Here is a 25427-nt window from a genome sequence, read left to right as displayed (position 1 = left end):
AGTCGTGTTCTTTGCTCCCCAATGCCAGTGCCTACCACTTCCAATACCGCCCATTTGCTTCTCCAGATTTTATCGAAATCATAAGGGAGAAACTTCCGCTAAGAAATAGATGTTCTTACTATGTTCTGATGTCGGGATATATATAACGCAGTCAATCGTTTTACTTTTCTTGAGCACTCCAAAAAACTTACCGTGTATCACAAGTGGGTGTACTCTCGCTTATGGAGTAAGAGGAGGAAGCTGATGGAAACAAAAGGCCTCATGAAGCAATACGCTGTCGCAAATGACCATGTTGGTCCCGCTGTTGCGCAATCGTGGTTTGACGAACAGCATAGCCTTTCAATAGTTGGACGCTTCTTCTTTTCGATGACCCAATTTATCGTCGTGGTGCACAAAAAGGGTTGACCGTCTGGCCCCATTGCCCGGCATTTCGGTGATACCATTGTCAGTCTTTTCCAGATTGGTCCAAAACGGTGTAACAGTTCCGGGGCGAGCAGATATGTGCACACTAGACACTGGCGTATTTCTTCAACATTTTTCGCAACCAGTCTGGCCGAGCCTCAATGCTTGAAATCATTGCTCCCAACTCCGGTTCACACACTCTCCTTGCCGCTTGCTCGGGTGAGAACCAGCACCTTGTTCGCTCGTGTTTTTCCTTCCACTTCTTGCTGAGTTTCTGCACAATCATCGGGTAGAGTGTCACACGGCAAGTTATTGCGGTGCCGTCATTGAGGATTTTGTTGTAGTCGTATGTCCCGAGCGGTGTTTTGGAAATAGCGCCTATTGCGCCTGCTTCCTCCCAGGCTTCGATCTTCGCGGATGACCAAGGACTTTTTCTCTTGTTCGTCCAACCCTTTGGTGGAACCCAACGTCCTGTATCTCGGGACGTCACAATCAACACCTCTACCTTAAAAGCGTTTGACAGTCTCAAAGGCAGCGCTGCAGCCTGCGCATACAGCTTACCTGTCGTATCCGCGGCCCTTCTGGTTTTGCTCATTTTTGCAATTGCCATTACGTCTCAACAACAAATCGACCGGGTTTATTGCGTTCTCTGTCGCGCAATATTTTCAGTTCCAATTCATCTTCCTCATGAATCCTTGCCAGTATCTCTTTGCTGCTAACGACGGAATAAGGCTCGCCGCGTTGGGTGACGACTAAGTTTCGAATGTCGTGTTTCGCCATCAGATTGAGAGCAGTTGAAAGCTTCGAGCCAGTTGCACATGTAATTGGTTTCTCTGTCATCCAGTCATCCACTGTTTGTTCGTAGAAGGCCGAGCCTGAATCCGCGAGGCACAGCAGCACGTCATGATCCGTGATGATCCCGACCAACTTCCCATCCTCAAGTACCGCAAGCGCGTTCACCTCCAATAGCGCAATGGTCACAGCCACTTCGAACACCGTTGTGTCGGCGTCGCAGAACGGGCGTCTTTTCAGATTCTGTGTTTCGACAATGCTTGAGATCGTCATTCTTTTTTCCTCGTGAGAAGGTACCCGGCCGAACTGATGGTTCGGGTGCGGGAAAACGTCAAACCAGAAGTGGCATCATTGCGGTTGCAAGGCTCAATACGAGGAAGAACCCCGCCATGTCGGTTATAGTCGTCAATAAAGGGCCGCTGGCGACGGCAGGGTCCTGACCGATGCGCTTCAACAGCAATGGTAGAACACCGCCAATGGACACGGCGACGACGGTGTTGAGCCCAAGTGCTCCACCAATCACCAGCCCCAGAAACGGATTGCCTTTCCACATCCAGGCAACGACGCCGATCAGAAGCCCCAGAACGAACCCGTTGATCAACCCGACCGACACTTCTTTGAACCAGACACGCATGGCGTCGATGGGCCGGACAAGGCCGAGGGACAACTCGCGCATGCTGACCGCGACGGCCTGATTGCCCGAGCAGCCGCTCATGTCGGACACCATCGGCAGGAACACTGCAAGCGCGATTACCGCGGCAAGCGTTTCTTCATAGGCGGCTATGACGCTGGCTGCTATGACGTTGAGGACGATATTGGCCGAAAGCCATTGAAGCCGCCGCCGCGCCCTAAGTGGCAGCGGCATCTAGCGAAGTTCATCACCGAAGACACCCTGGCGTTTCAGGCTGGCCGATTCCGCACATTCCAGAAGGGCTTCATCGACGGCAGACCGCGAGACGACGCCCACCAGATGCCCGTCCGCCTCCACGACCGGTAATCCAAGAAACGGGTGTTCATCGAACAAGTCTTCTAATTTCTCCAGCGGCATGTTGGCCGGGACGGCAATTGGAGGCGCCATGATATCGGTCAAACGCGCGCTTCGACGAGTGGACACAAGACTGCGTAATGAGACCACTCCAATTGGGGCACCATTTGAATCCAGCACATAGGGATGCTGACCCCGATAGCGTTCAAGGTCATACTCTTCATTGGCGAAGCGCCTGAGCACTCTTCCCACTGTATCGGTCTCGGAAAACGTGAAGGCTTCGGCAACCATGAGGCCTCCTGCAACATCATCCTCATATTCCACCAGCCGACGAACATCTGCGGCGTCCCCAGGATCCATCCGGGTAAGGATCGCTTCCGCATCTGCGTCTTCAAGCTCTCCTATGACATCAGCCTGAACATCGGAATCCAGCTCTTCGATGACCTCTGCGGCCTGCTCAGACTCCATGCGCTCGACAAGGTCGACCGCCATCGCGTTCGGAGCCTCTTCGACAAGTTCGGCAGCCAGTTCCGGTGGCAGCAAAGATAGTACGGCACTCCGCTGCTCTACTGGCAGATTGAGCAGTTCACGCAGGGCATCGCTCAACGGAAGCGGATCAAGCAGTTTTGCGATCTCAGCCCCGTCACGCTCTGCCAGGGCTTGCTGCAACTGCGCTTCCAGTTCCCTCGGGATAGTATCGATGTCTCTCATCTTCGTTTCATTGGTGGAGATTCTGGTCAGTGAAAACCCTATAGCAGAATATTTTTGTCTATAGACAAATTATTTTTGTCATTATAGAAAAAAGTCATGCTTGAAAGTGACTGGACATCTATGACCGCCGTACGCCTGGCCGAACTTTACGATCAGGACTTTGGTGGTAAGCCAAATGGACGATATCGAATCCCGGACAAGCTCGTCCGTCGGATCGCAGGACGTAGACGTTTGTACGAAACAGACATCCAAGCACTGTCGGTTGCACTTTTTGAACTTGGGTACGTGTTAATCGACATGGATACGTTCTATGTCGTGATGAGCGCCAATTCGTTTGTGAATTACAGACGTGCCAACGATGACTGCATAGAGTAGATGCTATGGTGAAGCGTGCCACACACCCTGAAATCATAGGTTGGCGGGAACGCATCAGCCTGCCCGAATTCGGAATAGAGAATATCCCGGCCAAGATAGACACCGGTGCAAGAACCGCAGCACTCCATGCTGTGGACCAGACAGTGTTTGAAATTGACGGCGAGCGATGGGTCGAGTTCATGATACCAGTCCAAAACCGCCGTTCACCAAACCGGGTTCGAACCAGGGTTGTCGACGAACGCGAGATCAAGAACACAGGTGGTGTCCCCGAACGTCGACTGATCGTGAGAACGCAGCTTTTACTTGGACGGCATCGCTGGCAGATCGACGTCTCTCTGGCCAACCGTGCGAGGATGGAATTTGATTTGATCCTCGGCCGCACTGCCATTCGCAGGCGGGGGATTCTTGTCGACCCGGGTCACTCCTATCTGCTGGGTTCCGGGAAAGTTCCAACGGAGATCAAAAAGAAAGCCAGAAGCAAGGACCCGGAAGGACAACGCCAATGAAATTTGTCATGCTTGCCCGCAATCCAGAGCTTTACTCCCACCGTCGTCTGAAAGAAGCCGCCGAGCAGCGCGGCCACGAGCTTGATATCGTGAACACGTTGCGTTACTACATGAACATCGCTTCACGCCGACCAGAGGTCTACTATGACGGAAAGAAGCTTGGGCGTTATGACGCGGTAATCCCCCGGATCGGAGCATCGGTCACATTCTATGGATTGGCCGTGCTGCGACAGTTCGAGATCATGGGGGTCTTTCCACTCAACGAGTCAGTGGCGATTGGCAGATCGCGCGACAAGCTGCGCTCCATGCAACTCATGGCGCGGGACGGCATTGGCCTGCCTGTCACCACGTTCGCTCATGATCCAAAGCAAACCGACGAAGTTCTCAAACTCGCGGGGGACGCTCCTCTGGTGGTCAAGCTTCTGGAAGGTACGCAGGGCATCGGGGTGGTTCTTGCCGACTCAAACCGCTCGGCAAAATCCGTGGTCGAGGCATTTCGCGGCGCGAAAGTTAACATCATGGTACAGGAGTTCATCAAGGAAGCGGGCGGTACAGATATTCGTGCGCTTGTGGTTGGTGGCCGCGTTATCGCGGCGATGCAGCGGAAGGGGGCCGAAGGAGAGTTCCGATCCAACCTGCACCGGGGCGGGAGCGCCCAGCCTATCAATATCTCACCCGAGGAACGCTCTGTCGCTGTGCGTGCAGCTAAGACGATGGGGCTGAATGTCTGTGGCGTAGATATGCTGCGCGCCAATCATGGGGCGGTTGTCATGGAGGTGAATTCCTCACCCGGACTTGAAGGGGTGGAAAAGGCAACGGGCATTGATGTTGCAGGCAAGATCATCGAGTTTCTGGAAAAGAACGCCGCCAAGGGAAACACTAAGACCAGAGGGCGCGGATAACAGCCATGCGCGAGCCATTTGAAATCGGCGGTTTCACCGTCCCGGCAGGCACGCAGACTACGCTGGACGTGCCGGTGAGCGTGATGTCCGATCATACGCCGGTCAGCATGTCAGTGCATGTGGTTCATGGCCGCCGCCCAGGGCCGGTCCTGTTTGTCAGCGCGGCGATTCATGGCGATGAAGTGATTGGCGTCGAAATCGCACGGCGATTGCTACGAGCCCCTCAACTCGACAAGATCGCGGGCACGTTGCTGGTTGTGCCTATAGTGAACGCGTTCGGCTTCATGACCCAATCGAGATACCTTCCGGACAGGCGCGACCTGAACCGGTCTTTTCCCGGTAGCGAGGGCGGATCATTGGCGGGCCGCCTCGCACATATCTTCATGACCGAAATTGTTGAGCGTTCCGATCTCGGTATCGATCTTCATTCTGCCGCTATTCATCGCACCAACCTGCCTCAAATACGAGTTTCTCCGGCCTCGGATGCAACGATCAGGTACGCCGATGCGTTCGGTGCACCGGTCGTCATGATTTCAAAGCTGCGCGACGGGTCGCTGCGAAAGGCAGCCCAAGAGCGCGGCGTCGATGTATTGCTGTTTGAAGGTGGCGAAGGGCTTCGATTTGACGAGCTTTCGGCGCGGGCGGGGCTCGCCGGGATTCTTCGGGTAATGAACGCGATGGGCATGGTTGCCAAGCGCGGGATCGCGTCTGTGCGTGAGGCGCCAGTTCATGCAAGAATGAGTTCCTGGGTACGCGCTCCGGCCGGTGGATTGCTAAGAACATTCAAGGCGGCGGGCGAATATGTAGAGGTCGGCGACTTGCTCGGCCGGATTTCGGACCCGTTTGGGGAAATCAGAATGGACGTTCTTGGAGAAGCGGACGGCATCATTGTAGGACGCACTAATTTGCCATTTGTGCACGAGGGCGACGCCTTGTTTCATATCGCCAAAACGACGAGCGCGGATGTTGAAATGCGGATCGACATGATCGCCAATCAGCTCGACGGCGATCCAATGTTCGATGAAGACGAGATTATTTAGATAGTCGGAATGTAAAAACGCGGGGCAGTTGCCCGCCCCGCGCCAGGTTACGAGATTGCACGCAATCCGCGGCTCGCCATTACCTCCCATACGACGAGCGCGATCAGCGCTGATCCCGTTAGCCATGCATTGGCCGTCGCCACAATATGGCCGGTGAAGTTCAGCGACGTTGGAGCCGCGATCAATAGGAACCCCAGAGCTGAAACCGGAGCCACCCGTGCGAGAAGGTGGCTCCGGCCGTCAGCGCCGGACATGACCAGAACAACAATGCCAGTTGCCATGAAGGCGATTGCTTCAAGTTCAGCCATGCCCTGCAACAGTGTTTCCTCACGAAACAGGACAAAGGGGGACAAAACCAACCAAATACCCATCGCGGCAAGCAGCCATTTGTCGGGCGGGATTAGCTTCCTCATAGCCGTGACAACCTTTGCTTACTGATCACCTGTGGGACCAGAGAGAAGTTCTGCGTCAACGGCGGCAACCAATTCGTCGTCATTGATGAAACCATCTGCATTCGCATCGATCTCCAGGAAGAGATCATCCGAGACTTCAGGATACTTGGTCTGAAGCTCTGCCAGAGACGCCAGGCCATCACCGTCCATGTCAAGATCAGCGGGCATAGCGAATGCCGGAACAGCAAACAGCGAAGAGAGAAGAGCAACAATAGAAACTCGACTCATTTTGTTTTCTCCATGAGAAAATGGGCTTCGTGCCCATTGTGGGGTTGGTGCAGCGCTCCGGTGTGGGTGGCAAATTCACAGGATTCAGATTGCAACGGTTCCTCAGCTCGGGATCTCCACTACAAACGAGAATTGTTGATTGGCTTTCCGATCTGGTGGGGGCACTTTCGCGCTACATAGAGAGTATGGCACACACGTATCTTGTTGAATAACGAATTTTTCTCGCCGATAATATCGGATATTCAAATAGGTTGGCTATGGATATTGAACTTGCTCGAACTTTCCTCGCGGTTGTTGAAACGGGCACCTTTTTCGATGCTGCGACCAAAGTTCATGTCACGCAATCAACAGTCAGCATGCGAATTCGAACGCTTGAGCAACAGCTTGGTCAGCCGGTGTTCCAACGTGGTAAGTCAGGCGCAACACTGACCATTGCAGGGCGGCATTTCCTCAAACACGCTCAGGTTCTGGTGCGCACCTGGACACAGGCAAAGCTGGACGCTGGTCTTCCCGCCACCATGGCAGCAGCGTTGGAAATCGGCGCGGCGCCGAGCCTTTGGGACGGATATCTCATCAATGCCTTGCCAGATCTAATGACATCGCTACCCGATGTTGCAATCAGAGCATCAGCCGCTTCTTCCGAAACACTGACGCGCGAGATTGAAGAAGGAAAACTGGACCTTGCAATCATGTATCGGCCGCGAAGCGTGTCGAGCCTCACTGCATTACAACTCTTTGAAGATGAGTTTGTTCTTGTCACTAGCGGCCCGTTGACTCTTCCAACCGTTCACAGCGTCAACTATGTCTTTATTGATTGGGGCCCTGAGTTCCGAGCAGACCATTTGTTGAACTTTCCGGAGCTTGACACGCCGCGCCTTCAGCTTGGCATCGGAACCCTGGGCCTTCAGTATCTGAAGTCAGTTCCTGCAGCCGGGTACTTTCCCAAGCGTGTGATTATGCCAGAGCTTGAAGAAGGCTGGCTCGCATTGATAGAGGCTGCGCCGCGCTTCGCATATGCAGCCTATGCGGTGTTTGATGAGAGCGACGTTGATGGGTTGCCGGGCCAAGCCGCAAAACAGCTTCGCAGCCTCGCGGCCTCCGTTTGTTGAATACCAGTTAGATTGATTCCGAAACCAAAATCTCAGCTCAAAGGAAGGGCTGAACCCAGACCACAATCCCCCTTAATCTCATCGCCGAGCCTTGAAGTCTGACATCGCCGAGATATCGTTGATTGCGTTGAGTGGGGTTTTGGAAGCATGTGGGTAAGTGAAAGTGCAACTTTCAAAAAACTGTGGAACTACCGGAACTCAAGCCTGCTCTTGCAAACGGGTTCTGTGATCACTGCGGCGCCACGTTATCGAAACTGATCCAACTCGGGGAGATTCTGGAACTCTGCGGACCGGAACACTGTTTTGACTATGAGACCGGCGAAAGTATCGAGGTCGCCATTGCGCTTTGCCTTTCCTACCACCAAGCCAATCATTTAGATGCGCAGCAACAGCATGACCCTTGTCACGTTTCTGCGCGGCGAAGCCGGGATGGTCTGGATTGATTGCCCAGACCCTAGTGCGGAAAGGTATTACATAGGAGTAAAGCTGCACACTCTTAAAAGGCAATGCGTGTTGCGGCCAGCATCAGTGGTCTTACCTTTCCAACCCACATAAAGAAGGATTGCCAATGAACACCCAAACAGTCACTCCCATCTGCGCGTTTGATATAGTAGCTGGCCAAGCAGTCCCCGTCTCTTCAGAGTGGCTAGAACCCTTTGCAAGGCAGCAAAACGGTTACCGCTGGATTCATTTTGACCTCGCCGACAGCGGCTTAAGGCAATGGGCATCCGAACAACTGCCAAACATAGCCGCGCAAGCATTGCTTCAATCCGAAACGCGACCACGATGTGATCTGCACGAGGATGGCATCATCCTGAACCTGCGCGGCGTTAACATGAACCCTGATGCGTCTCCGGAGGATATGGTTTCTCTAAGGCTCTGGGCCACGGAAAGAACCATCGTATCTGCCCGTGTGCGCAAAGTCTGGGTAGCAGACAGTCTTCGTCTAAAAGCCGAAAGCGGTATCGGGCCAGAAAGTGTCGGTGCATTTTTGGCAGAACTTGCTGCGGGGCTCACAAAGCGGATTGAGGCTGTCTCGCTTGAACTTGAAGACGAGACAGACTCTCTCGAAGAGATCGGGCTTACAGGAAATGAAATCAAACCAGAGCGCATTGCGCGATTGCGGCAAACGGTGATTAAACTTCGGCGCTATATCAGTCCGCAACGCGATGCGCTCGATGCTTTAGCCTCATTGAGAAGTAGCGTAATTCACAGCGACGCATCTGTATTGGTCAATGAAACCGCGAACCGCACTCGCCGTACACTTGAGGAACTGGATGCAAGCCGGGACCGGTTGACAGCGCTTCAGGAGCAAATGAACGCCGAGCACGCGAATGCGCTTGCTCGAAACGGCTATCTTTTGTCTGTCGTGGCAGCAATCTTTCTGCCACTTGGATTTCTGACTGGTCTATTTGGCGTGAATATTGCTGGCATGCCCGGCTTGAGCGCGCCCTTTGCGTTTTGGGCGCTGACACTGGCTTCGGCTGCCATCGGAATTGCACTTTACGTCGTGTTCAAACTCTCAAAGTGGTTGTAGCAAAAGTAGATTGCCAAAGGTTGACCAAGCTGCTGCACAGAAAGCGTTGATCACCTTCGCGAACACCCGATTGCGCGCAAAATAGCTTCTCATTTCCCAGTTTGACATTAGGCTGGAACCGATGTTCCGACAGCTCTTACCGATATCAGCGCTGCTTCTTGGATCAGGGCTTCTTCTGTTCGCAGGTGGTGTCCATGGTCTGATACTTCCCGTTCGTGGCTCTTTCGAAGGTTTTTCCGCCAGCTCTCTGGGCCTTTTAGGAACGGGGTGGGCATTTGGCTACGTTGCAGGATGCCTTATTGCACCAAGACTTGTTGGAGCAGTAGGACATATTCGAACCTTCGGCGTAATGTGTGCTCTCGCTGCCGTAACGATCCTTTTCCAGGCTTTGGTAGTGGAAACGTGGGCTTGGATACCGTCGCGCGCGGTTTCTGGTTTTTGTTTTGCGGGCGCGGCAATGATCGTCGAATCTTGGCTCAACGACAAGGTTGAACCCAATACGCGTGGTACAGTCTTTGGCGTCTACACGATGGTTAACCTAGGTGCGGTCACAGCCGGTCAGATGGCTATCTCACTGGGAGATGCAACGGGTTTCATCTTCTTTGCCATTGGCGCGATGGTGTATTGTTTGGCGCTAATACCAACAGCCCTATCAACCTCGGCATCGCCCGCACCCCTGACATCTGTGCGTCTCGACCTACCGGCATTGTGGCGAAACTCACCGGTTGCGGTTGCCGCGGTCTTTCTTGTCGGCATTTCAAATGCAGCTTTTGGGACTCTCGCTGCGGTGTATGCGGATCGCGTTGGGCTATCACTTACTGCAATTGCTTTGTTCGCAAGTATTCCGGTTTTGGCCGGAGCTTTTGCGCAAGTTCCAATTGGATTTGCAAGTGATCGAATGGACCGGCGTAAAGTCTTACTATTTACAGCGGTCGTAGCTCTTGCTTCGGATCTGGCTTTCGTCCTTCTTGCACCGGAGTCGCGGGTCATGAACCTTGCTTTGGTCGGGATGTTCGGCGCTACAATTTTTGCGATGTATCCAATCATCGTTGCGCACGCGAACGACCATGCACCACCTGGCACGTCCATCCAAGTCTCAGGCGGCCTTTTGATGGTCTTCGGCTTAGGTTCAATTGTAGGGCCGTTGATCGCTGGTTTCGCCATGGCAGCATTCGGGCCACAGGGTTTGTTTCTTACAACCGTCGCAGCGCATTGCCTAATGATCCTATTTACGATTTGGCGGATTCTTTCTAAGTCCGCAGTTCCCGAGGGCGAGAAGACCGCATTTCGCGTCAGCGCTCCTGCAAGGGTGGTTACGCCTGAAACTGCCGTCCTTGCTGTCGGTGAAGATGAGGCAATTTCGCTTGCTGACGCTGAGAGCGAGCTGGGCGCCCAACCCGATGTGAAGGATAGTGTGGCGCCAAGAGCTAATTCTGAAGACAGTTCTTCCTAATCTTCCCCAATGTGTTCGCGGCGCGCTTAGCCACAAGAGCAAACCTTACAGTCAGCGCGACGAAGGTCAGGTTCATCCGCTTATCGGGATTTGCAAAGATTAGTTGGGAATGTCCGCTTCGGGCTGAGACCAGTCATCAGAAAGCGATGAGCCTACGGCAACTTTGTCCGCAATTTGGACGTTCGCCGCAATTTAGCGAATGACCTCTCCGAGCCCAAAGCAGACTTTTTTCTCGCTATGCATGGATTAATCGAAGGAGTGTCGCGCAACGACTATTATGCGACAACTTTGAACTATAAAGCAGACAAATCTCGGCAAAATGGGTCAAAATCCATTCTGGAAAAACCGGCCGCTGTTATCCAATGACAAAAAATTCAAAATAGGAGAACTCTGGCAGCCTATACTTGATTATCTCTATTCCAAAGATACCGCATTTATAACGGATAGACATAGTCTGCAGGGATCTTGTGTTAGGTGTTTTCTGGGTTTTTGCTTTCTGGCTCCAATGCAGTTGTAGTTGTTAAGTCGCAGTTTCGTGCTCACCTATTCTGAAGAAGATTGTGTAGAGAGTTGGCACCACTATCAGCGTAAGAACGGTAGCAAAACTCAAGCCGCAGATAATTACCACCGCGAGAGATTCGAAAAAAGGATCCCACAGCAACGGCATCACTCCTAGTACCGTGGTAAGTACTCCCAATGAAACTGGGCGAACCCGTAACACGGCCGAGTCGACGACGGCCTGCAATCGAGATTTTCCACCAGCAACCTGAGAGTCTGTTTCGTCAATAAGGACGATAGCGTTTTTGATTAGCATTCCTGTCAAGGACAAGATGCCAAGTACTGCCATGAACTCGAGTGGTGTTCTAGTTGCCGCGAGGCCCCAAACAACCCCAATGAGAGCTAGCGGTACTGTCAACCAAATGATCAGAGGCTGACGGACTGCGTTGAACAAGAAGAAAACTACGACGATCATCGCGCCAAATCCAAGTGGCATGGTCGAAGCAAGGCCTTCGTTTGCACTTTGCGAGTCTCCGTACTCACCTCTCCATTCGAGAGAGTAACCACTTGGCAAGTCGATTGCCTCTACGAGTGGCCTGACTTGGGCGAACAGGTCACCTGAGAGTACTTCTGGTGCGTTATCGGCTTGTGCGGTGATCGCAAGCCTGCGGTCGATGCGCCTAAGATTTCCAGCTTCGAAAACAAGGTCAAATCGATCTACAACTTGGGATATTGGAATGTATCCTGCGGCTACCGCGCTATAAACTTGAATATTTTTTAGGTCACTGATGTTTTTGCGGTCTGATTCGAAGGGGCGCATTACTATGTCCAAAAGGTTGTCGCCTTCGCGATAAACCCCTAAAGGCGCGCCTACCTGATGCCAGTAAACTGCCCTAGATATTTCAGCTTGGGTGAGGCCAAGCCTACGGGCGTTTTCTGTATCGATTACTGGTCGAATTACCTGCTTTTGTTCGCGCCAGTCGTCTTTTATGGCAATGGCGCCGTTCTCAGAAAATATTCGTTTAGCTTGTTCGGCGAGGTCTCTAAGAACAATGGGATCGGGGCCGGAAAATTCGGCTTCGATCCTCGATCCACCGCCAGGGCCCAGCACAAACTTCCAAACTTTTGCATATGAATCAGCATAGTTTTGGTTGATCCAAGATTGAATTTCCGGCTGTAGAGTATCAATCTGTCGATAGTCTTCGACGTCCACTAAGATTTGACCATAAGCGGGATTTTGGTCTTCACTGTCATACACCAACATGAAGCGTAGATGCCCGCTGCCCACCGATAGATTTGTGGAGGTGACACCCGGTAGACTCAGGATATGCGCTTCTATTTCTCGCATGTCCTGACTTGTTTTTTGAATATCGGTTCCCTCGGGTAAAAAATAGTCTACGACAAATTGCGCCCTTGTGCTGTTGGGAAAGAAACCCGGAGGTACTAGTGCGAACCCGGCGACAGCGGAAAGAAAGAGAGCAACAACAAGACCCACAGTAACGTAACGGAAACGGATCGCATACGCGAGTACCGAACGATAGGCACGGAGGATGGAATTCTCTGCAGGAGGTTGTTCGGAGGTTGGCCTAAGCAACAAAGTGCAAAAATAGGGCGTAAGCCATATCGCTACCAACCATGAAAAAAGCAAAGAAATCGAAATAGTCCAAAAAAGACTTCCAGCGTATTCTCCGGTGTTGTCCGGGGAAAAACCGATGGGGGAAAACGCTAATAAACCTACAACTGTGCCGCCAAGTAGCGGCCATTTGGTTTGGTTTACGACAGAGATTGCTGCATCACTTGTGGCTTCACCGCGCTGAACTCGCACCAATGTGCCTTCCACAACGACAATTGCGTTGTCGACCAACATACCGAGCGCAATGATTAGTGCGCCTAACGAAATCCGTTGCATGTCAAGGCCTAGGAGGTGCATTCCGGCAAGCGTGCCTGCAACCGTGACCAGAAGAATACCTCCCATAAGAATTCCGGACCTTAGCCCCATAAAAACAAGCAAGATGCCAACAACTATGATCAGAGCCAAAACAACGTTCATGACAAAGTCGTTGACGGATACTTTCACAGAAGCAGACTGATCCGAGATTGGCAAAATTTGGATCCCGATTGGCCTAAGGTTCTCCAACTCGCCTATCCGTTGCTTCACTGCTTCGCCCATGGTCACAACGTTTCCGCCAAGGCTATTGGATATTCCAATCCCAATTGCGGGCTGACCATCACGAAAAAGGTGGGGGCTTGCAGGTTCAACGTAACCGCGCGACACATTAGCGATATCAGAAAGTCGAAACGATGCGCCGCTAGTAGGCATAGAAACAACTAGGTCTTTGATGGCGTCAATTGAGTCTACTGCTGCCGACGGCCGTATCTCTATACGACGCGAATTGGACTTAATTGAAGCCGAGGGCGCTACAAGGTTCTGTCCTTCGAGGACCTGTTCGATTTGCTTCGGTGAAATCCCCAGCTCAATTAACCTTGCTGGAGCATATTCCACAAATATTGCTTCTTTTTGTACTCCGCTTAAGACCACCTTCGAAACACCGTCGACAGCAACCAACTCCCTTTGAAGCTCCTTGGCGTACTCGTGAAGCTCGGCCACTGAATAGCCGTCTCCGACAATCGCAAAGTACAAGGCATACACATCGCCGAAGTCATCGTAGACCTGAGATTGCAGCGCATTCGGTGGAAGACTCGCCTGAGCGTCAAGTATCTTCGCACGTAGTTGGGCAAATCGCGCGTGAAGCGATGGAAAGTCAGGTGTCGTGGGTATGGAAAACTCTACTGTTACAGTGCTGAGTCCGGGCGAGGAGACTGACTTTACCTGTTTTACTCCTTGGAGCTCTTGTAAAGCATTCTCAACGACCTCGGTAACTTCTGCTGCTACTTCTTCCGCGGTGGCGCCAGGGTACGGTGTTATCACCTGGGCTTGCCTGATTATGAACTCAGGGTCTTCGAAACGGGGAAGAGTTAGATACGCAAAATAACCAGCCACCAAAATCAGAATAGTAACCAGCGCTGAAATTAGACGCTTCTCAATTGCAAACCTTGCGAGATCCATTTGTTACTCACCAACTTTTGAAATCGGGCGAACCACCATGTCGTCTTGAAGTTCGCTCAGGCCTGCAGTGACAATAACGTCCCCAGCCTTGAGGCCCGCAGAAACGATGACGAAGTCGTCAAATATTTCTCCTAGTTCAACTGGTTGACGCCTAACGGAGTTGCTGGGCTCATCTAAGGTCCAAACGTAAGGGGAGCCATCGGGGTTTGCCGCTAAAGCAGAAAGTGGAACTTTCACCTGCGCTTCGCTTTTGCTTTCTGCCCTAATAGTCACTCGCGCTACCATTCCGGGCAGCACTACCAGATCTTCGGGCGGGGTTACTGATAGACGACCACGATATGTCTGCGTCGCCGCGTCCGCCTGGGTGGTAAACTCGACAAGGTCAGCCTCCATTTCTACGTCAAGCATGGCATCAAACGTCACTGTGCTTACGACATTGTCGAAGCCGATTAATGACATTGCGATTATGTCGACGCCGGGTAGGTCATAACTTACATCCAATGTCGAGAGATCTTGAATTAAGGCAATGGATTCACCGGCTTGCACGTTGCGAAAGTTGTCCACATTGCGCCGCGCAATTGTTCCACTGAATGGCGCTTTAAGCGTGGCGTCAGAAAGATTGTTTTTCGCGGACTGAATTTGTGTGTTCAGGCCACGGATTGCTGCTTCCGCAGCGATTATCTCTTCGGGTCGCCCACCTACTCGACCAATCGTCAGTTGCTCCTCACGCGACACCAGTTCGGCTTCCGCCAGACGAAAGGCAGCTTCGCGTTGCTGATACTGCGCGGTGGGAATCACACCCCTCTCTAGAAGCTGCGTTGCGCGGATGTACTCTTCACGGGCTTGATCGCGTTGGGCCTGAGCCGCCTGAACTGAGGCTTCCAATGCTGTAATTTCTTCTGGACGTGCACCGGATTTCAAAACCGCAAGGTTTGCCTCAGCCTGTTCTAGTTGGCTGGTTAGTCTTTCTATTTCGACTTCAAAGTCTCGAGTGTCTAGTTGGGCAATGACGTCTTCCTTTACGACACTGCTGGAAGCCCTAATCGGTAGTTCAATAATGCGTCCACTTACTCGAAATGAAAGCTCAACTTCTCTCGATGGATAGACGATTGCAGGATAAATTCTTTCAAAATCAGAGCTAGCTTCGGGGACAGTAAATACCTTTGCAGGTCGAGCGGTTGGGGGCGTGTCTTGCGCCGCGGTCACAATGGGAAAAGCACCAAACAAGACAACCGCCAAACTCCCAAGGATTCTCAAATACATGCTTATTCACTCGCTCTTTCTACGTTTTTCGGTCGCTTCGCACTCGTAACAATTGCGAGCAGCTCAGCGTGAAGCGTGATTTGTTGAGTTAACACTGACCGTAAATCAGTCTTTTAACAACAACGAGTGAGCCAAAATGGCTCAGCGTGCAGATCAGTGATTACTACATACCTATTTCATGGTGTTTTCAAAGTGTACGCTAGAAACGGATCAAGGAATTTCTTTCGCAAACGATTGAGGTCATCCTATTATTCTCAGTGTTTTGCGATTCATGAGGAGCTCAGTGCTACGGACACCGGAAAAAGCGCTATTGTCCGGGCAATACGGTGTCGTGCCTGAGCAAATGCGCCTTGCAAAAAAGCGACAGAGAACTGCTAGAAATGGGAGCTAGCGCGCGTTGGCAATAAGAAACCAAATCATCAGTCTTCAGTCACTCTTCATATCGATGGCTGCTGTTCAGCTAGCCACCGCTGGATCAGGCACTTTGGTACCACTCGCGTTTTCTGAAATTGGAGCTTCACAAGAAGCTGCTTCGATGGCAGCGTCAGCATATTCCGCAGGGTTTTTAGTCGGCTGCTTTGTCGTTGCCAGATCCATCGTTGATTTTGGCCATATCCGTGCATTTGCTTTTGGCGCAGCTATCGCGATCGCTGTGGCCATACTGTTTTCTGTTTCCACCAGTACGCCGTTTCTTGTCTTCTTGCGTTTCCTTAGCGGTTTGGCGACTGCAGGGCTGTTTTCAATTGGCGACACCTGGCTGAATGAAACAGCAGAGGAAAGGACCCGTGGGAGTGTGCTCGCAGTCTATTCGATTGTCGTAGGCATAGTAGCGGTATTCAGTCAGTTCTTAGTCTTTATAGTGCCTGGGGATATTCGAGAGGCATTCGTCTACGTCGCTTTGTTTTACTGCCTTTCGATTGTGGTTATTTCTACTACTCGATCAACGCCACCCAACAATGACACACCGGTACCCATTCGGGTGCGCGGTTTGTTCAAAGATGCACCAGCCGCGGCTGTGGGTGTTTTTGCCATTGGTATGGTATCTACTACGCTGTTGAGCGTCGTTCCCTACAGCGCTGCTCAGCTCGGGATAGAGATTATCAACGTGGCCATTATGGTCGCTTTAATCTATCTCGGGCGCGTTCTTTTTCAGTTTCCGCTTGGTCGGCTATCCGACAAGATGGACCGCCGGATAGTAATTTTGATCGCATCGACCACTGCAACACTAGTTCTATTTTCTATGGGGATTCTCGTCGATGTGGACTATGACCACAGCGTCAATTCATTCGATTACAACTCAGTCGGTTTCCTAATACTTTCCATCATACTGGTGTTACTGGGTGGGAGCTTGCTCACCCTTTATTCTTTGCTTGTAGCGCACGCGTTAGACCGAACAGTTCCGGTCTTTGTGTCTTCGGCGGCGGTGACTATGCTTTTGGTTTGGACTTTAGGATCCATCACCGGTCCTCTGATCGCGAATGTCGCTACAACCTTCTTCGGTGACATTGCGCTCTATTGGGTGAATTTTGCGGTCATGTTTTGTTTTGCTTTGTATTTGGGACAAAGGGTATGGTCAGTTGACCCTGTTTCGCGTGCTGAGCAGACGTCTCACACTGATGTCCTACCAACCAGTACAGAAATGGCGCCGTCCGAGAAACGCTAATACTATGAAAATCAAGTTTCTTATTGCTGGTTTTTGTTTGAAGGCGACCAAAGAGTTGGGAACAAACAATGCGCCCCAAAGGTTAGAGCTGAGATTAAAAAATGGTCCATTTTGATGATTTTGGCGTTTGTCCTAGCCTATCCCAAGTCAGTTAGTCGCGGGGGAGACGGGACGCATGTATTGGAAAAAACTCTTTGTCTTCCTTTTACTTTTCCAAGTGGCTTGCTCAAGTATTTCGAGGACTCCAGTAAGCGCTACGGATCTCCAGGACCCACAAGTTCCAGGTATCGAAGGTGCTCGCTACTGGGCTGATGTTGCTCCCACTAATATTAGTGCGCTTCTAGAAACCTCGCTACGCCAGCGACAGGCATCGGGGATTACTTCAGACTACACTCTGACGCTATCAGGCGGGGGCGAAGATGGAGCCTTCGCCGCTGGCATTCTTTCCGCATGGAGCGAAGCCGGTACTCGCCCAGAGTTTATGGCAGTTACAGGAGTTTCTACGGGTGCGTTGGCTGCGCCCTTCGCCTTTTTAGGAAGCGATTATGACGATGAACTCAAGAACCTGTACGGTGGGCTGCCACCGTCCCGAATTTTCAAAGGAAGGTTCATTACTGGGATCCTGAGCGGTGCTTCTGTGAAGAGTTCTGACCCACTAAGGCAACTCATCGAAAGTTACGTTACTGACGACTTCCTAGCAAAAGTTGCTAACGAACATCGTCGTGGCCGGCGCTTGTTGGTTCAATCGGTCAGCTTGGACGCGCAAAGGCCTGTGCTTTGGGACTTAGGCGCGATCGCAAACAGCGGGGCACCAAATGCAAAAAAGGTTTTCGTAGACGTACTGCTAGCCTCAGCCGCAATACCAGGCGTTTTCCCTCCCGTTTTAATCGACGTCGAAACTCAGGATGGTGTTCGAGATGAACTGCACGTTGATGGTGGTGTCTATTCTCAAACCGCTTACGTTCCAGGATGGGATATCCCAAGAAAATATGCTCGAGGAGGCAAACTATACGCGATCCGAAACGGCAAAGTTGAGCCAGAACTAAGAGTAATAAAACCGGGGGTCTTCCAAGTGTCCGCACGATCGCTTTCTACACTTATCAAAGCACAAGGCGTAGATGATCTCACGATTGCGTACAAACTAAGCCTGCAGAGAGGCGCAGAGTACCAAGCTACTTGGATCGGAACAGATTTCGACTACCCACTGGCTGAACCTTTCGATCCAGACTACATGCGAGCGCTGTTCGACTACGGCTATCAGCGATTCAAATCGGGGGCACTCTGGAGCGATAGGCCTCCCAAGTGAAACAGAGAATTATTGTCGTTAGCGACAGAACCCGATGGGTTTGCGCTATGTTGGTTCCATGCTGCAGTTTGGCTTGCTTACTAGACTAGTGAAACTGACCGGAAACAAATATCAACCCCGGCCGCGACGAAGGTGAAACTATTACTATCGAATTTTCTGAACGTCTTTTTTAATCGAAACAGTGTTCGAAAAACTCGCCTAACTCACCTGATTGCAGTATTTCGGCTTCTTCCTCGGTATAGGAATCTGGTACTTTTCCAGTGCTTCGATAACCTACATATTTTTGCGCATAAACAAGGATAATTCCCTGAGCCAATTCGTGGAACATCTGGCTTTCGGTTTCTTCTACTTCGACGCCCTGCTCCATGATTTTATAGACACAATTTTCAGTGTTCGTCAGGACCGTCTCTTCACCTAAGAAGATATAGGTATGTGTTTTCTCGTCCGCGATAGCAGTAGCTCCAGCTACAGCAAGAAAGACGATACTGACAGCGCCTTTAATCAAGTGTTTCACGTCGATAACCCTTTAATTCTTCATAGATTGGGTACTTGTCTTCAGGATCAGCTAAATCTAGCAGCAGGATCGTCTTGTTGCACCCTTGTTCTATCATGCTCTACCATCGGACCATATTTTCAGGTTGCGTTTGTGCAGCTCGTTAACGACCGGATAGTGGTGCGACGAAGTTAGGAGTCCGTTCATGGCAGAGCCGATAGTGGTGGATAGTTTTATTGCTGTGACGCTAGGCATCGTTGTGTACTTTCTCGGATCAAGGCTCACAGAGCAGTTTGAGCTTTTACGCAAGTACTCAATCCCCGAACCAGTTTCAGGGGGCTTACTGGCAGCACTAGTGACGCTAGGTGTGGTGACTGTGACCGGGCGAGAAGTAGTTTATGATCTGGCTTCGCGCGACTCTTTGCTGATCTATTTCTTCACTACAATTGGTCTTAATGCGAGGTTCTCAGACCTAGTTAAAGGCGGCCCACTTCTGGGCCTTATGCTTGTTTTGACCATTGGGTACATGTTTATCCAGAATGGGATAGGCGTTCTCGGAGCTTCACTATTTGGGTTGCCATCTCAGGCCGGTGTAATGATGGGGACAACATCTCTCATCGGTGGTCACGGCACAGCCATAGCGTGGGGCCCAGTTGTAGAAGAGCAATACGCAGTAGCGGGCGCAGCAGAACTCGGCATCGCTGCAGCGACGATCGGGTTGATCATGGCGAGCCTGATAGGTGGACCAATCGCCAGCTACTTAATCGCACGTGACCAACTTGAACCAAGTACTCAGGAGAAAGCAACAGTTAGCGACTCCAACAAAAACGGTGTCGAGGTCGGTGCTTCAACTGAATCAAACGGTGCTCCAACAAATCCTGGGATGATGCGAGCCATTCTTTGGACACATGTGGCAATTGTTATCGGTTACATAGCCGATGAATCGCTGGAGCTGACCGGAGCAAACTTGCCACTCTTTGTGCCATGCCTTCTTTCTGGTATTTTACTTGCAAACCTGACGCCCAGAGTTTTGCCGAAAATCAAGACGCCAACGGGGACCGCGTCTTTACAACTATTGCAAGATTTCTCGCTAGCGGTGTTTCTTTCAATGTCGCTAATGAGTATGCAACTTTGGACTTTGGCAGGTTCCGCTGGGGTTTTGGCCGTTACTATGACGCTTCAAGCTGCCGCTGCTGCTGTTTTCATCATTTTCGTTGTCTATCGAACGATGGGGCGAAACTACTTTGCAGGCGTGATGTCGGCTGGTTTTGCGGGCTTCGCGCTTGGAGCTACACCAACGGCCATCGCAAACATGACTGCCGTGACGCACAAGTACGGCCCATCTCCGCTTGCCTTCATTGTGCTTCCGCTGGTTTCAGCTTTCTTTGTCGATATTGCTAATGCATTTATCATCCAAGCGTTTGTTTCGAGCCTACCTTAGGGGTCTGGGTATATTGAGATTCATAGGCAGTAGACAACAGTTGTTGCCAAAGTGATAACGGATAAGAACGTTGCTGGTCACCGGTTATATCGTGTTTAAACACACTTCATGCCGTCCTGTAGTTTTAGGTTTGAGGGGACCAAAAGCGCTAATAGAGCCAAGAACGATCACTAGTGCCAAAACTTTTTTTGTCCGATGGGAACAATTCATCAAGAAATTCATTTTTGAGATGACGAGCGGCTGGACTTCTATGGTCACATTTTGACTAATTACCGGTATGAAAGTACGCCTCCATATCGGCGTTGCGACGTTATTCACGTTTCTCACGTTAGTCGTAACAGCAACGCTGGTTGCCATCCTTTATTTTGGCAACAGAGAACTCGCCATTCGTACCGCGAAAGAGCGGATGGCCGAGGCCAGAAGTCAGTCAGTCGATGAGATGCTAACCGTTATACTTGGGGCGGGAGGCGTCGTATCTTCTGCATCTGTCTTTCTTTCAAATTTTTCGGAAGATGCTGGCTCAAGTGCAGGTTTGGACGTGCTCTATTCGCTGATGCAAGGCAATGAGCACTACTATGGCTTGTATTTTGGTGAGGAAAAATCTGGAGACTTTTTTCAGAGTATAAACCTCCCGAAACACTGGAAAACCTTTGGACCGAGCGCTTTACCAGTGCCGGATGGAGTAGACCGCGTCCAAAGGACAATCTCCGATCAATCTGGCGAGCGTATTGAAACCTACTATTGGTCCGATGGCAGTTCGCTGGCCACGCCATTTCTTAGTGGAACCGCTGTCTACGACCCTCAAACGCGCCCCTGGTATCGCGGCGCGTTAGAGCAAAGCGGTATATATGTTTCGCCGCTTTATCAATTTGAGAGTACAGGGCGGCTAGGTGCAACGTTTTCAAAAACCGTAGTTGATGACGATGGTGAATTGATGGGCGTCGTTGCGTTGGACATAACAATGTCGGCACTTTCGCAAATCCTAGATGATATCAGGATCGGCGATCATGGTTTGGTTTTCATGCTGGATCGCGAAGGTCGCCTGCTATCGTACACCAGCTCGCGGTCCGAAGGCGGAGCGGCGCGCTTCGTGAGTTCCGATACGAACGAAAAAATAGAAGGCAATAGCAAAATTATTGACAGTGTCATTGATGAATGGCGAGCAAGCCAGCAGGATTTTTTTCGCATAGCTTCGGCATCAGATGAAAGAAACTATTTCGTATCTGTGATGCCCATCCCTGAAGTCTTTGGTGCCCAACCTACGCTCGGGCTTATAGTGCCGGAAGATGAGTTTATCGGAGAAATAAAAAGAAACACGACCCGTGCCATGCAAATCGGCGTACTTGCTTTGTTTCTGGCTGTCGCATTTACCTTTGTTGTCGCCCGGCTGTTGAGCAAAAATCTTGTGCGTGTGGCAACAGAGGCGAGAAAAGTCAGTAACTTTGAACTAAGTGACAACTTGGACCTGAAATCAAATATTCAGGAAGTCGCCGAACTCGGTGCCGCCGTTGCAAGTATGAAAGCTGGATTGTCGAGTTTCGGTGCGTTCGTACCGAAGGAGCTAGTGCGGTCCATCCTTTCAAGAGCAGAGAGAATTAGCGTTGGGGGAGAGTCGCGCGACGTGACTCTTATGTTCGCCGACCTCAAAGGGTTTACGCGCCAAACCGAGGGGCTTGAACCCGAAGTCCTGATGCCTGCTTTGTCCGAGTATTTCGAAGCTATGGAAAAAGAGATATCCGGCAATCAGGGTACCGTGGATAAGTACATCGGGGATGCCATTATGGCTCTATGGAATGCTCCGCTGGATGATACTGATCACCCAATTCATGCTTGCCGAGCAGCTCTAACTTGTTTGCAAGCTGAGGCGAAACTCAATTCTGATAATGAAGCGTTACCATTACGTCCGTTGCACACGCGTTTCGGCTTACACACCGGTCGCGTAGTCGTAGGTAACGTTGGGTCCCTCTCAAGATTGCAATACACTGCGCTCGGTGCTGCCGTTAATTTTGCTTCCAGACTAGAAGGGTTGAACAAAGTTTACGGTACAAGGATTCTTATATCGGAAGACGTGGCTGTTCATGTCACGAACAGGTTTTTGCTGCGCGAAATTGACTTAGTCGTGCCTGCCGGGACTAGCTTTCCTAGTCGTATCTTTGAACTAATAGCGGAAAAAGATGATGAGGGTGTTTTTCTGGTGAGCGCAGCCAAGAAACGCGAACTCGAAGAATGGCGCGCATGCTATGCCTTGTATCAGTCTGGAAAATGGGCTGAAGCATTAGACGCCCTCCAGAGGCATCGAGAAATCGCAGCTAACAAGCGTCTTGTGGATGTTTTTATCGAGCGTTGCAGCAGTTTTGCGTCTAAACCACCGGAGTTTGATTGGGATGGCATTTACTGGTTTGAGAGGAAATAGTGGTTATCGTAGTCTGGGCATTGTCAAAACAGCAATACTCTGAACCATTGCATCGCAATAATTCGAAGCGGTCACGAAATCTTCAAAGATGATTTCTGAAGCATCGCTCCTTAGCGCGGGGATATGTCCGCTCGGCTTACCAGGCGTGTTGTTGAGGCCCCGGTATTTGCAATCTTCTGGATTTGAAGGAAGTGTCAAATGGTAAATTTTTGTCTTTCAGCGAGTATGTGTTGCCGCGGTGTATACCTCCTGCCGGGATTGATTGTTGCCGCAGGACAGGTTCTTGCAGCGGATTGCTCAGTTGAAGCATTTCCCTCCCTTCCCGACGTTCGGATGATGTCCGTCACAGTCGAGAAGACGCCAGTGCCGCACTGTAAAGTGGAGGGAATTATCGGCACAGAGTCCAATTTTGAGTTGCTTCTCCCGGAAGCATGGAACGGTAAGTTTGTGATGGGCGGCGGTGGCGGCTTTGTGGGGTCAGTAATGAACGCTGCAACAGACTTCGTAGATGCGCTCGAAAGCGGATGGGCGACGGTCGGCACAGACACAGGCCATCAAGGCCACAGCCTTGACGCAAGTTGGGCACACAATAACTTGGAACGACTTGTGAGTTTCGGTCATCAGGCAGTACATCGAACCGCCGTTGTTTCTAAACCACTCATTGAGGCCCACTATGGGCAGGAAATCTCGCGCAGCATTTTCTTCGGATGTTCGAGAGGCGGCGGGCAGGCCCTAATGGAAGCTCAACGCTATCCTGAAGACTTCGACGGCATTGTTGCGATGGCTCCAGCTTTCAATTGGACACATGAGCTGGGCGCGCGCTGGATCATACGTGCACAGAATATGTATCCCGATCCTGAAAAGATCTCAGAGCCTGTGATTGGGCATGAGGCCCTAACGCTGATCGGCAATGCCGTCATGGCTGAGTGCGATGCTCTTGACGGGATCGCAGATGGTATCCTGAATGACCCTAGACAATGCACTTTCGATGTCGACAAGTTAGCGTGCAGCGAACAATCTTCGAATGAATGCCTTTCACCAGAACAGTTAGCCGCGGCAAGGGCTATCTACGATACATTCGAAATCGATGGTCAAATGGTTCACGGCACACCAATCGGCGCCGAATTGCCGGGCTCCGCACTCGGTTGGAACCTCTGGGCTACGGGAGGCTACAGTCTTGATACGGGCCTCGAGTATCATGAGGGCGCTGACGGCGGTGATTTTCGTGCTCCAGCAGTACCAAACGGTTCATGGGCATTCGCAACCGGTATATTGAAATACTTCATCCACAACGATCCGGATTGGAGCTACGTCGGATTTGACTTCACTGATTTCGGCACCAACGCAAGTAGAGTTGCTCAAACATTGAACGCCGATGATGCTGACATCTCCGATTTCCGGGCACGAGGTGGCAAGCTGATTATCGACAATGGCTGGATGGACGGAAGCATGTCCGCCTACGGCACATTGGATTACTATGAGCGGGTTATTGAACAAGATCCAAACGCTGCAGATGACGTGCGCTTATTCCTAAGGCCGGGCGTTGCGCACTGCAACGGTGGCCCAGGTCCAGATGGGACCGACTACCTCACCGCGATGGATACTTGGCTTGAAACCGGTAAGGCGCCAGATGTTTTGGCAGCGCCATTCCGTGGGAAAGGTGGAGAGCGAGTAATCTGCGCGCATCCTGGTGTCGTTACTTATGATGGTTCCGGAGATCCCAATTCCAAAGAGAGCTTTTCCTGTAAAAAACCTGGCTGAGAATTCTGAAATAATTGAAATCTCCGGACCTAGGCATGCTGGAAAATCTCCAACCATAACCGCAAATATTGCACAGTTGCTCAGCCATTGGGTTTGAATTTTCTAGTGATACAGATGGCTCTTGCGATGTAATTGATCATGCTAGCCTATCATAGATCGAGCAAAACGCATGGACTTAAGTGAATCAGAAAGAACTCGTATCCGCCTCTGGCGGCGCTGGGACATTACTTTTGATTGGTTCGGTTACACTCCACAGATGCAACGTGTACATCAAGCGCTGCTGGTTCATAGGAAACCATGGTCGACCCGTGCCTTAGCATCGCACACGAACCTGCCCCAAACTTCCGTTCGTCGGCAATTGGATCTGATAGCAATAGGCAATCATGTTGCAAAAACAAAAGACGGCTTTCAGCTCACCGAGCTAGGTGCCGCTTTCGCAATCTCTTTTCATCGGGAGCTAGCAGAATACGTGCGAGGCGGACGCAACATTAATCGAGAGCTAGCAACTCTGTTAAAAAACGCAGAAGGAACAGAACACATGAACTGGGAAATGATTGAGAACCATGTTTGGTGGCCAATCATAGATGTAAGCGAGGTTCCTGACGCCTAACCGACCGTCGAGCATAGGATACTTCCACCTTTGGCTTTAACACAATCTACGACGCCCAGATCGAGTGCACTTCCAAACACCAGCGTCGGCGGATTAACGTTCCGCAAACCGTTGCACTTGTAAATAGGCGTGGGATCATTTTGGCGCTGGTTTGGTGACAAGATTACGGATTAAGACGGGTTGAAGCAATCTCGATTGCGGTCGGCTTTTTCCACTAGGCGGTCGTTCTTGCGGAACAAGCGCGCTATACAACAACCAGCAGCGGCTTCGTCCCAGAAACGGTCAGTAATTCGGGCAAGGCGTGCTGCGGTGCGGTCAACGGCAGCTTTGTCCCGCTACTCGGACCATGGTCCTGTTCAAACCAAAGTCCGGTTCCCCACATAAGCAGTCAGAGGGACGTCAAAGCAGACGTTGCCCCCG

At 51.2% G+C, this 25427-nt stretch carries 24 protein-coding genes; 15 read left to right on the top strand and 9 right to left on the bottom strand.

Annotated features, from left to right (window positions below; all coding sequences use genetic code 11):
- The first annotated feature begins 243 nt into the window (after positions 1-243).
- Positions 244-405 carry a hypothetical protein gene (locus tag ACR0C6_RS20455; protein ID WP_480620915.1) on the top strand — a complete coding sequence of 54 codons (162 nt, stop codon included), beginning with the start codon at positions 244-246 and terminating at the stop codon, positions 403-405.
- 103 nt (positions 406-508) lie between these two features.
- On the opposite strand, the gene ACR0C6_RS20450 is transcribed toward ACR0C6_RS20455, so the two are convergent.
- Genes ACR0C6_RS20450 through ACR0C6_RS20435 form a run of 4 tightly spaced genes read right to left on the bottom strand, consistent with a single transcriptional unit; the run spans position 509 to position 2890 of the window.
- Entirely contained in the window at positions 509-1012 is a 504-nt protein-coding gene (locus ACR0C6_RS20450; protein WP_480620913.1) for an NUDIX hydrolase, read from the bottom strand.
- On the bottom strand, positions 1012-1467 hold the full coding sequence (locus tag ACR0C6_RS20445) for a CBS domain-containing protein (RefSeq protein WP_480620911.1): 456 nt from the start codon (positions 1465-1467) through the stop codon (positions 1012-1014). Before ACR0C6_RS20445 ends, ACR0C6_RS20450 begins: the two co-directional genes overlap by 1 nt.
- Before the next feature lie 58 nt (positions 1468-1525).
- Positions 1526-2059 carry a magnesium transporter gene (locus ACR0C6_RS20440; protein ID WP_480620909.1) on the bottom strand — a complete coding sequence of 178 codons (534 nt, stop codon included), beginning with the start codon at positions 2057-2059 and terminating at the stop codon, positions 1526-1528.
- Positions 2060-2890: a magnesium transporter MgtE N-terminal domain-containing protein gene (locus ACR0C6_RS20435; protein WP_480620907.1), complete on the bottom strand. Its 831-nt coding sequence runs from the start codon at positions 2888-2890 to the stop codon at positions 2060-2062.
- 96 nt (positions 2891-2986) lie between these two features.
- On the opposite strand from ACR0C6_RS20435, the gene ACR0C6_RS20430 reads away from it, so the two are divergent.
- From ACR0C6_RS20430 to ACR0C6_RS20415, 4 genes are read left to right on the top strand one after another with little or no spacing between them, the layout of a single operon-like run.
- Positions 2987-3265, top strand: coding sequence for a hypothetical protein (locus ACR0C6_RS20430; protein WP_480620905.1), 279 nt, complete (start codon positions 2987-2989; stop codon positions 3263-3265).
- Positions 3266-3270: 5 nt separating this feature from the next.
- A complete protein-coding gene (locus tag ACR0C6_RS20425) occupies positions 3271-3771 on the top strand; it encodes an ATP-dependent zinc protease family protein (RefSeq protein ID WP_480620904.1) in 501 nt (166 codons plus the stop codon).
- On the top strand, positions 3768-4673 hold the full coding sequence (rimK, locus tag ACR0C6_RS20420; protein WP_480620902.1) for a 30S ribosomal protein S6--L-glutamate ligase: 906 nt from the start codon (positions 3768-3770) through the stop codon (positions 4671-4673). The genes ACR0C6_RS20425 and rimK overlap by 4 nt, the downstream gene beginning before the upstream one ends.
- A gap of 5 nt (positions 4674-4678) precedes the next feature.
- On the top strand, positions 4679-5713 hold the full coding sequence (locus ACR0C6_RS20415; RefSeq protein ID WP_480620900.1) for a succinylglutamate desuccinylase/aspartoacylase family protein: 1035 nt from the start codon (positions 4679-4681) through the stop codon (positions 5711-5713).
- 47 nt (positions 5714-5760) lie between these two features.
- Here ACR0C6_RS20415 and ACR0C6_RS20410 read toward each other — a convergent pair whose 3' ends face one another.
- Together ACR0C6_RS20410 and ACR0C6_RS20405 are read right to left on the bottom strand one after the other, a co-directional pair.
- Positions 5761-6126: an SPW repeat domain-containing protein gene (locus ACR0C6_RS20410; protein ID WP_480620899.1), complete on the bottom strand. Its 366-nt coding sequence runs from the start codon at positions 6124-6126 to the stop codon at positions 5761-5763.
- 18 nt (positions 6127-6144) lie between these two features.
- Complete coding sequence (locus ACR0C6_RS20405; protein ID WP_480620897.1) at positions 6145-6393, bottom strand: hypothetical protein; 249 nt, start codon at positions 6391-6393, stop codon at positions 6145-6147.
- Between the two features lie 257 nt (positions 6394-6650).
- Between ACR0C6_RS20405 and ACR0C6_RS20400 the strand changes: the two genes are divergently transcribed.
- From ACR0C6_RS20400 to ACR0C6_RS20385, 4 genes are all read left to right on the top strand, one after another.
- Positions 6651-7502 (top strand): LysR family transcriptional regulator, encoded by an 852-nt coding sequence (locus tag ACR0C6_RS20400; protein ID WP_480620896.1) that lies wholly within the window; start codon positions 6651-6653, stop codon positions 7500-7502.
- Positions 7503-7684: 182 nt separating this feature from the next.
- Complete coding sequence (locus ACR0C6_RS20395; protein ID WP_480620895.1) at positions 7685-7945, top strand: hypothetical protein; 261 nt, start codon at positions 7685-7687, stop codon at positions 7943-7945.
- 125 nt (positions 7946-8070) lie between these two features.
- Positions 8071-9039 (top strand): zinc transporter ZntB, encoded by a 969-nt coding sequence (locus tag ACR0C6_RS20390; protein WP_480620894.1) that lies wholly within the window; start codon positions 8071-8073, stop codon positions 9037-9039.
- 121 nt (positions 9040-9160) lie between these two features.
- A complete protein-coding gene (locus ACR0C6_RS20385) occupies positions 9161-10492 on the top strand; it encodes an MFS transporter (protein ID WP_480620893.1) in 1332 nt (443 codons plus the stop codon).
- 520 nt (positions 10493-11012) lie between these two features.
- Here the strand turns inward: ACR0C6_RS20385 and ACR0C6_RS20380 are convergent.
- Both ACR0C6_RS20380 and ACR0C6_RS20375 read right to left on the bottom strand, forming a co-directional pair.
- Positions 11013-14057 (bottom strand): efflux RND transporter permease subunit, encoded by a 3045-nt coding sequence (locus tag ACR0C6_RS20380; RefSeq protein WP_480620891.1) that lies wholly within the window; start codon positions 14055-14057, stop codon positions 11013-11015.
- A 3-nt stretch (positions 14058-14060) separates the two neighbouring features.
- Entirely contained in the window at positions 14061-15320 is a 1260-nt protein-coding gene (locus ACR0C6_RS20375) for an efflux RND transporter periplasmic adaptor subunit (protein ID WP_480620889.1), read from the bottom strand.
- A 445-nt stretch (positions 15321-15765) separates the two neighbouring features.
- Here ACR0C6_RS20375 and ACR0C6_RS20370 point away from each other — a divergent pair, with 445 nt between their 5' ends.
- Positions 15766-16983, top strand: a complete 1218-nt coding sequence (locus tag ACR0C6_RS20370) for an MFS transporter (protein WP_480620888.1) — start codon at positions 15766-15768, stop codon at positions 16981-16983.
- Positions 16984-17158: 175 nt separating this feature from the next.
- Positions 17159-18289, top strand: a complete 1131-nt coding sequence (locus tag ACR0C6_RS20365) for a patatin-like phospholipase family protein (RefSeq protein ID WP_480620886.1) — start codon at positions 17159-17161, stop codon at positions 18287-18289.
- 169 nt (positions 18290-18458) lie between these two features.
- Here ACR0C6_RS20365 and ACR0C6_RS20360 read toward each other — a convergent pair whose 3' ends face one another.
- Positions 18459-18803, bottom strand: a complete 345-nt coding sequence (locus tag ACR0C6_RS20360; RefSeq protein ID WP_480620884.1) for a hypothetical protein — start codon at positions 18801-18803, stop codon at positions 18459-18461.
- 184 nt (positions 18804-18987) lie between these two features.
- On the opposite strand from ACR0C6_RS20360, the gene gltS reads away from it, so the two are divergent.
- The 4 genes from gltS (at position 18988) to ACR0C6_RS20340 (ending at position 25007) form a co-directional block, all read left to right on the top strand.
- Positions 18988-20223: a sodium/glutamate symporter gene (gene gltS, locus ACR0C6_RS20355; RefSeq protein WP_480620882.1), complete on the top strand. Its 1236-nt coding sequence runs from the start codon at positions 18988-18990 to the stop codon at positions 20221-20223.
- 277 nt (positions 20224-20500) lie between these two features.
- Positions 20501-22636, top strand: a complete 2136-nt coding sequence (locus tag ACR0C6_RS20350; protein ID WP_480620880.1) for an adenylate/guanylate cyclase domain-containing protein — start codon at positions 20501-20503, stop codon at positions 22634-22636.
- A 198-nt stretch (positions 22637-22834) separates the two neighbouring features.
- Positions 22835-24397: a tannase/feruloyl esterase family alpha/beta hydrolase gene (locus tag ACR0C6_RS20345; protein WP_480620878.1), complete on the top strand. Its 1563-nt coding sequence runs from the start codon at positions 22835-22837 to the stop codon at positions 24395-24397.
- Positions 24398-24566: 169 nt separating this feature from the next.
- Positions 24567-25007, top strand: coding sequence for a hypothetical protein (locus tag ACR0C6_RS20340; protein WP_480620876.1), 441 nt, complete (start codon positions 24567-24569; stop codon positions 25005-25007).
- Positions 25008-25427 lie beyond the last annotated feature (420 nt).

The sequence above is a fragment of the Ruegeria sp. AL12 genome (assembly GCF_056540885.1).
The sequence above is the reverse complement of the archived record's forward strand: the minus strand, read 5'-3'. Positions and strand labels throughout refer to the sequence as shown.

Excerpts from the sequence above, each read along its gene's own strand:
- ACR0C6_RS20455 (WP_480620915.1), top strand. The coding sequence starts at position 244 with ATGGAAACAAAAGGCCTCATGAAGCAATACGCTGTCGCAAATGACCAT.
- ACR0C6_RS20450 (WP_480620913.1), bottom strand. The coding sequence starts at position 1,012 with ATGGCAATTGCAAAAATGAGCAAAACCAGAAGGGCCGCGGATACGACA.
- ACR0C6_RS20445 (WP_480620911.1), bottom strand. The coding sequence starts at position 1,467 with ATGACGATCTCAAGCATTGTCGAAACACAGAATCTGAAAAGACGCCCG.
- ACR0C6_RS20440 (WP_480620909.1), bottom strand. The coding sequence starts at position 2,059 with ATGCCGCTGCCACTTAGGGCGCGGCGGCGGCTTCAATGGCTTTCGGCC.
- ACR0C6_RS20435 (WP_480620907.1), bottom strand. The coding sequence starts at position 2,890 with ATGAGAGACATCGATACTATCCCGAGGGAACTGGAAGCGCAGTTGCAG.
- ACR0C6_RS20430 (WP_480620905.1), top strand. The coding sequence starts at position 2,987 with ATGCTTGAAAGTGACTGGACATCTATGACCGCCGTACGCCTGGCCGAA.
- ACR0C6_RS20425 (WP_480620904.1), top strand. The coding sequence starts at position 3,271 with ATGGTGAAGCGTGCCACACACCCTGAAATCATAGGTTGGCGGGAACGC.
- rimK (WP_480620902.1), top strand. The coding sequence starts at position 3,768 with ATGAAATTTGTCATGCTTGCCCGCAATCCAGAGCTTTACTCCCACCGT.
- ACR0C6_RS20415 (WP_480620900.1), top strand. The coding sequence starts at position 4,679 with ATGCGCGAGCCATTTGAAATCGGCGGTTTCACCGTCCCGGCAGGCACG.
- ACR0C6_RS20410 (WP_480620899.1), bottom strand. The coding sequence starts at position 6,126 with ATGAGGAAGCTAATCCCGCCCGACAAATGGCTGCTTGCCGCGATGGGT.
- ACR0C6_RS20405 (WP_480620897.1), bottom strand. The coding sequence starts at position 6,393 with ATGAGTCGAGTTTCTATTGTTGCTCTTCTCTCTTCGCTGTTTGCTGTT.
- ACR0C6_RS20400 (WP_480620896.1), top strand. The coding sequence starts at position 6,651 with ATGGATATTGAACTTGCTCGAACTTTCCTCGCGGTTGTTGAAACGGGC.
- ACR0C6_RS20390 (WP_480620894.1), top strand. The coding sequence starts at position 8,071 with ATGAACACCCAAACAGTCACTCCCATCTGCGCGTTTGATATAGTAGCT.
- ACR0C6_RS20385 (WP_480620893.1), top strand. The coding sequence starts at position 9,161 with ATGTTCCGACAGCTCTTACCGATATCAGCGCTGCTTCTTGGATCAGGG.
- ACR0C6_RS20380 (WP_480620891.1), bottom strand. The coding sequence starts at position 14,057 with ATGGATCTCGCAAGGTTTGCAATTGAGAAGCGTCTAATTTCAGCGCTG.
- ACR0C6_RS20375 (WP_480620889.1), bottom strand. The coding sequence starts at position 15,320 with ATGTATTTGAGAATCCTTGGGAGTTTGGCGGTTGTCTTGTTTGGTGCT.
- ACR0C6_RS20370 (WP_480620888.1), top strand. The coding sequence starts at position 15,766 with ATGGCTGCTGTTCAGCTAGCCACCGCTGGATCAGGCACTTTGGTACCA.
- ACR0C6_RS20365 (WP_480620886.1), top strand. The coding sequence starts at position 17,159 with ATGTATTGGAAAAAACTCTTTGTCTTCCTTTTACTTTTCCAAGTGGCT.
- gltS (WP_480620882.1), top strand. The coding sequence starts at position 18,988 with ATGGCAGAGCCGATAGTGGTGGATAGTTTTATTGCTGTGACGCTAGGC.
- ACR0C6_RS20350 (WP_480620880.1), top strand. The coding sequence starts at position 20,501 with ATGAAAGTACGCCTCCATATCGGCGTTGCGACGTTATTCACGTTTCTC.
- ACR0C6_RS20345 (WP_480620878.1), top strand. The coding sequence starts at position 22,835 with ATGGTAAATTTTTGTCTTTCAGCGAGTATGTGTTGCCGCGGTGTATAC.
- ACR0C6_RS20340 (WP_480620876.1), top strand. The coding sequence starts at position 24,567 with ATGGACTTAAGTGAATCAGAAAGAACTCGTATCCGCCTCTGGCGGCGC.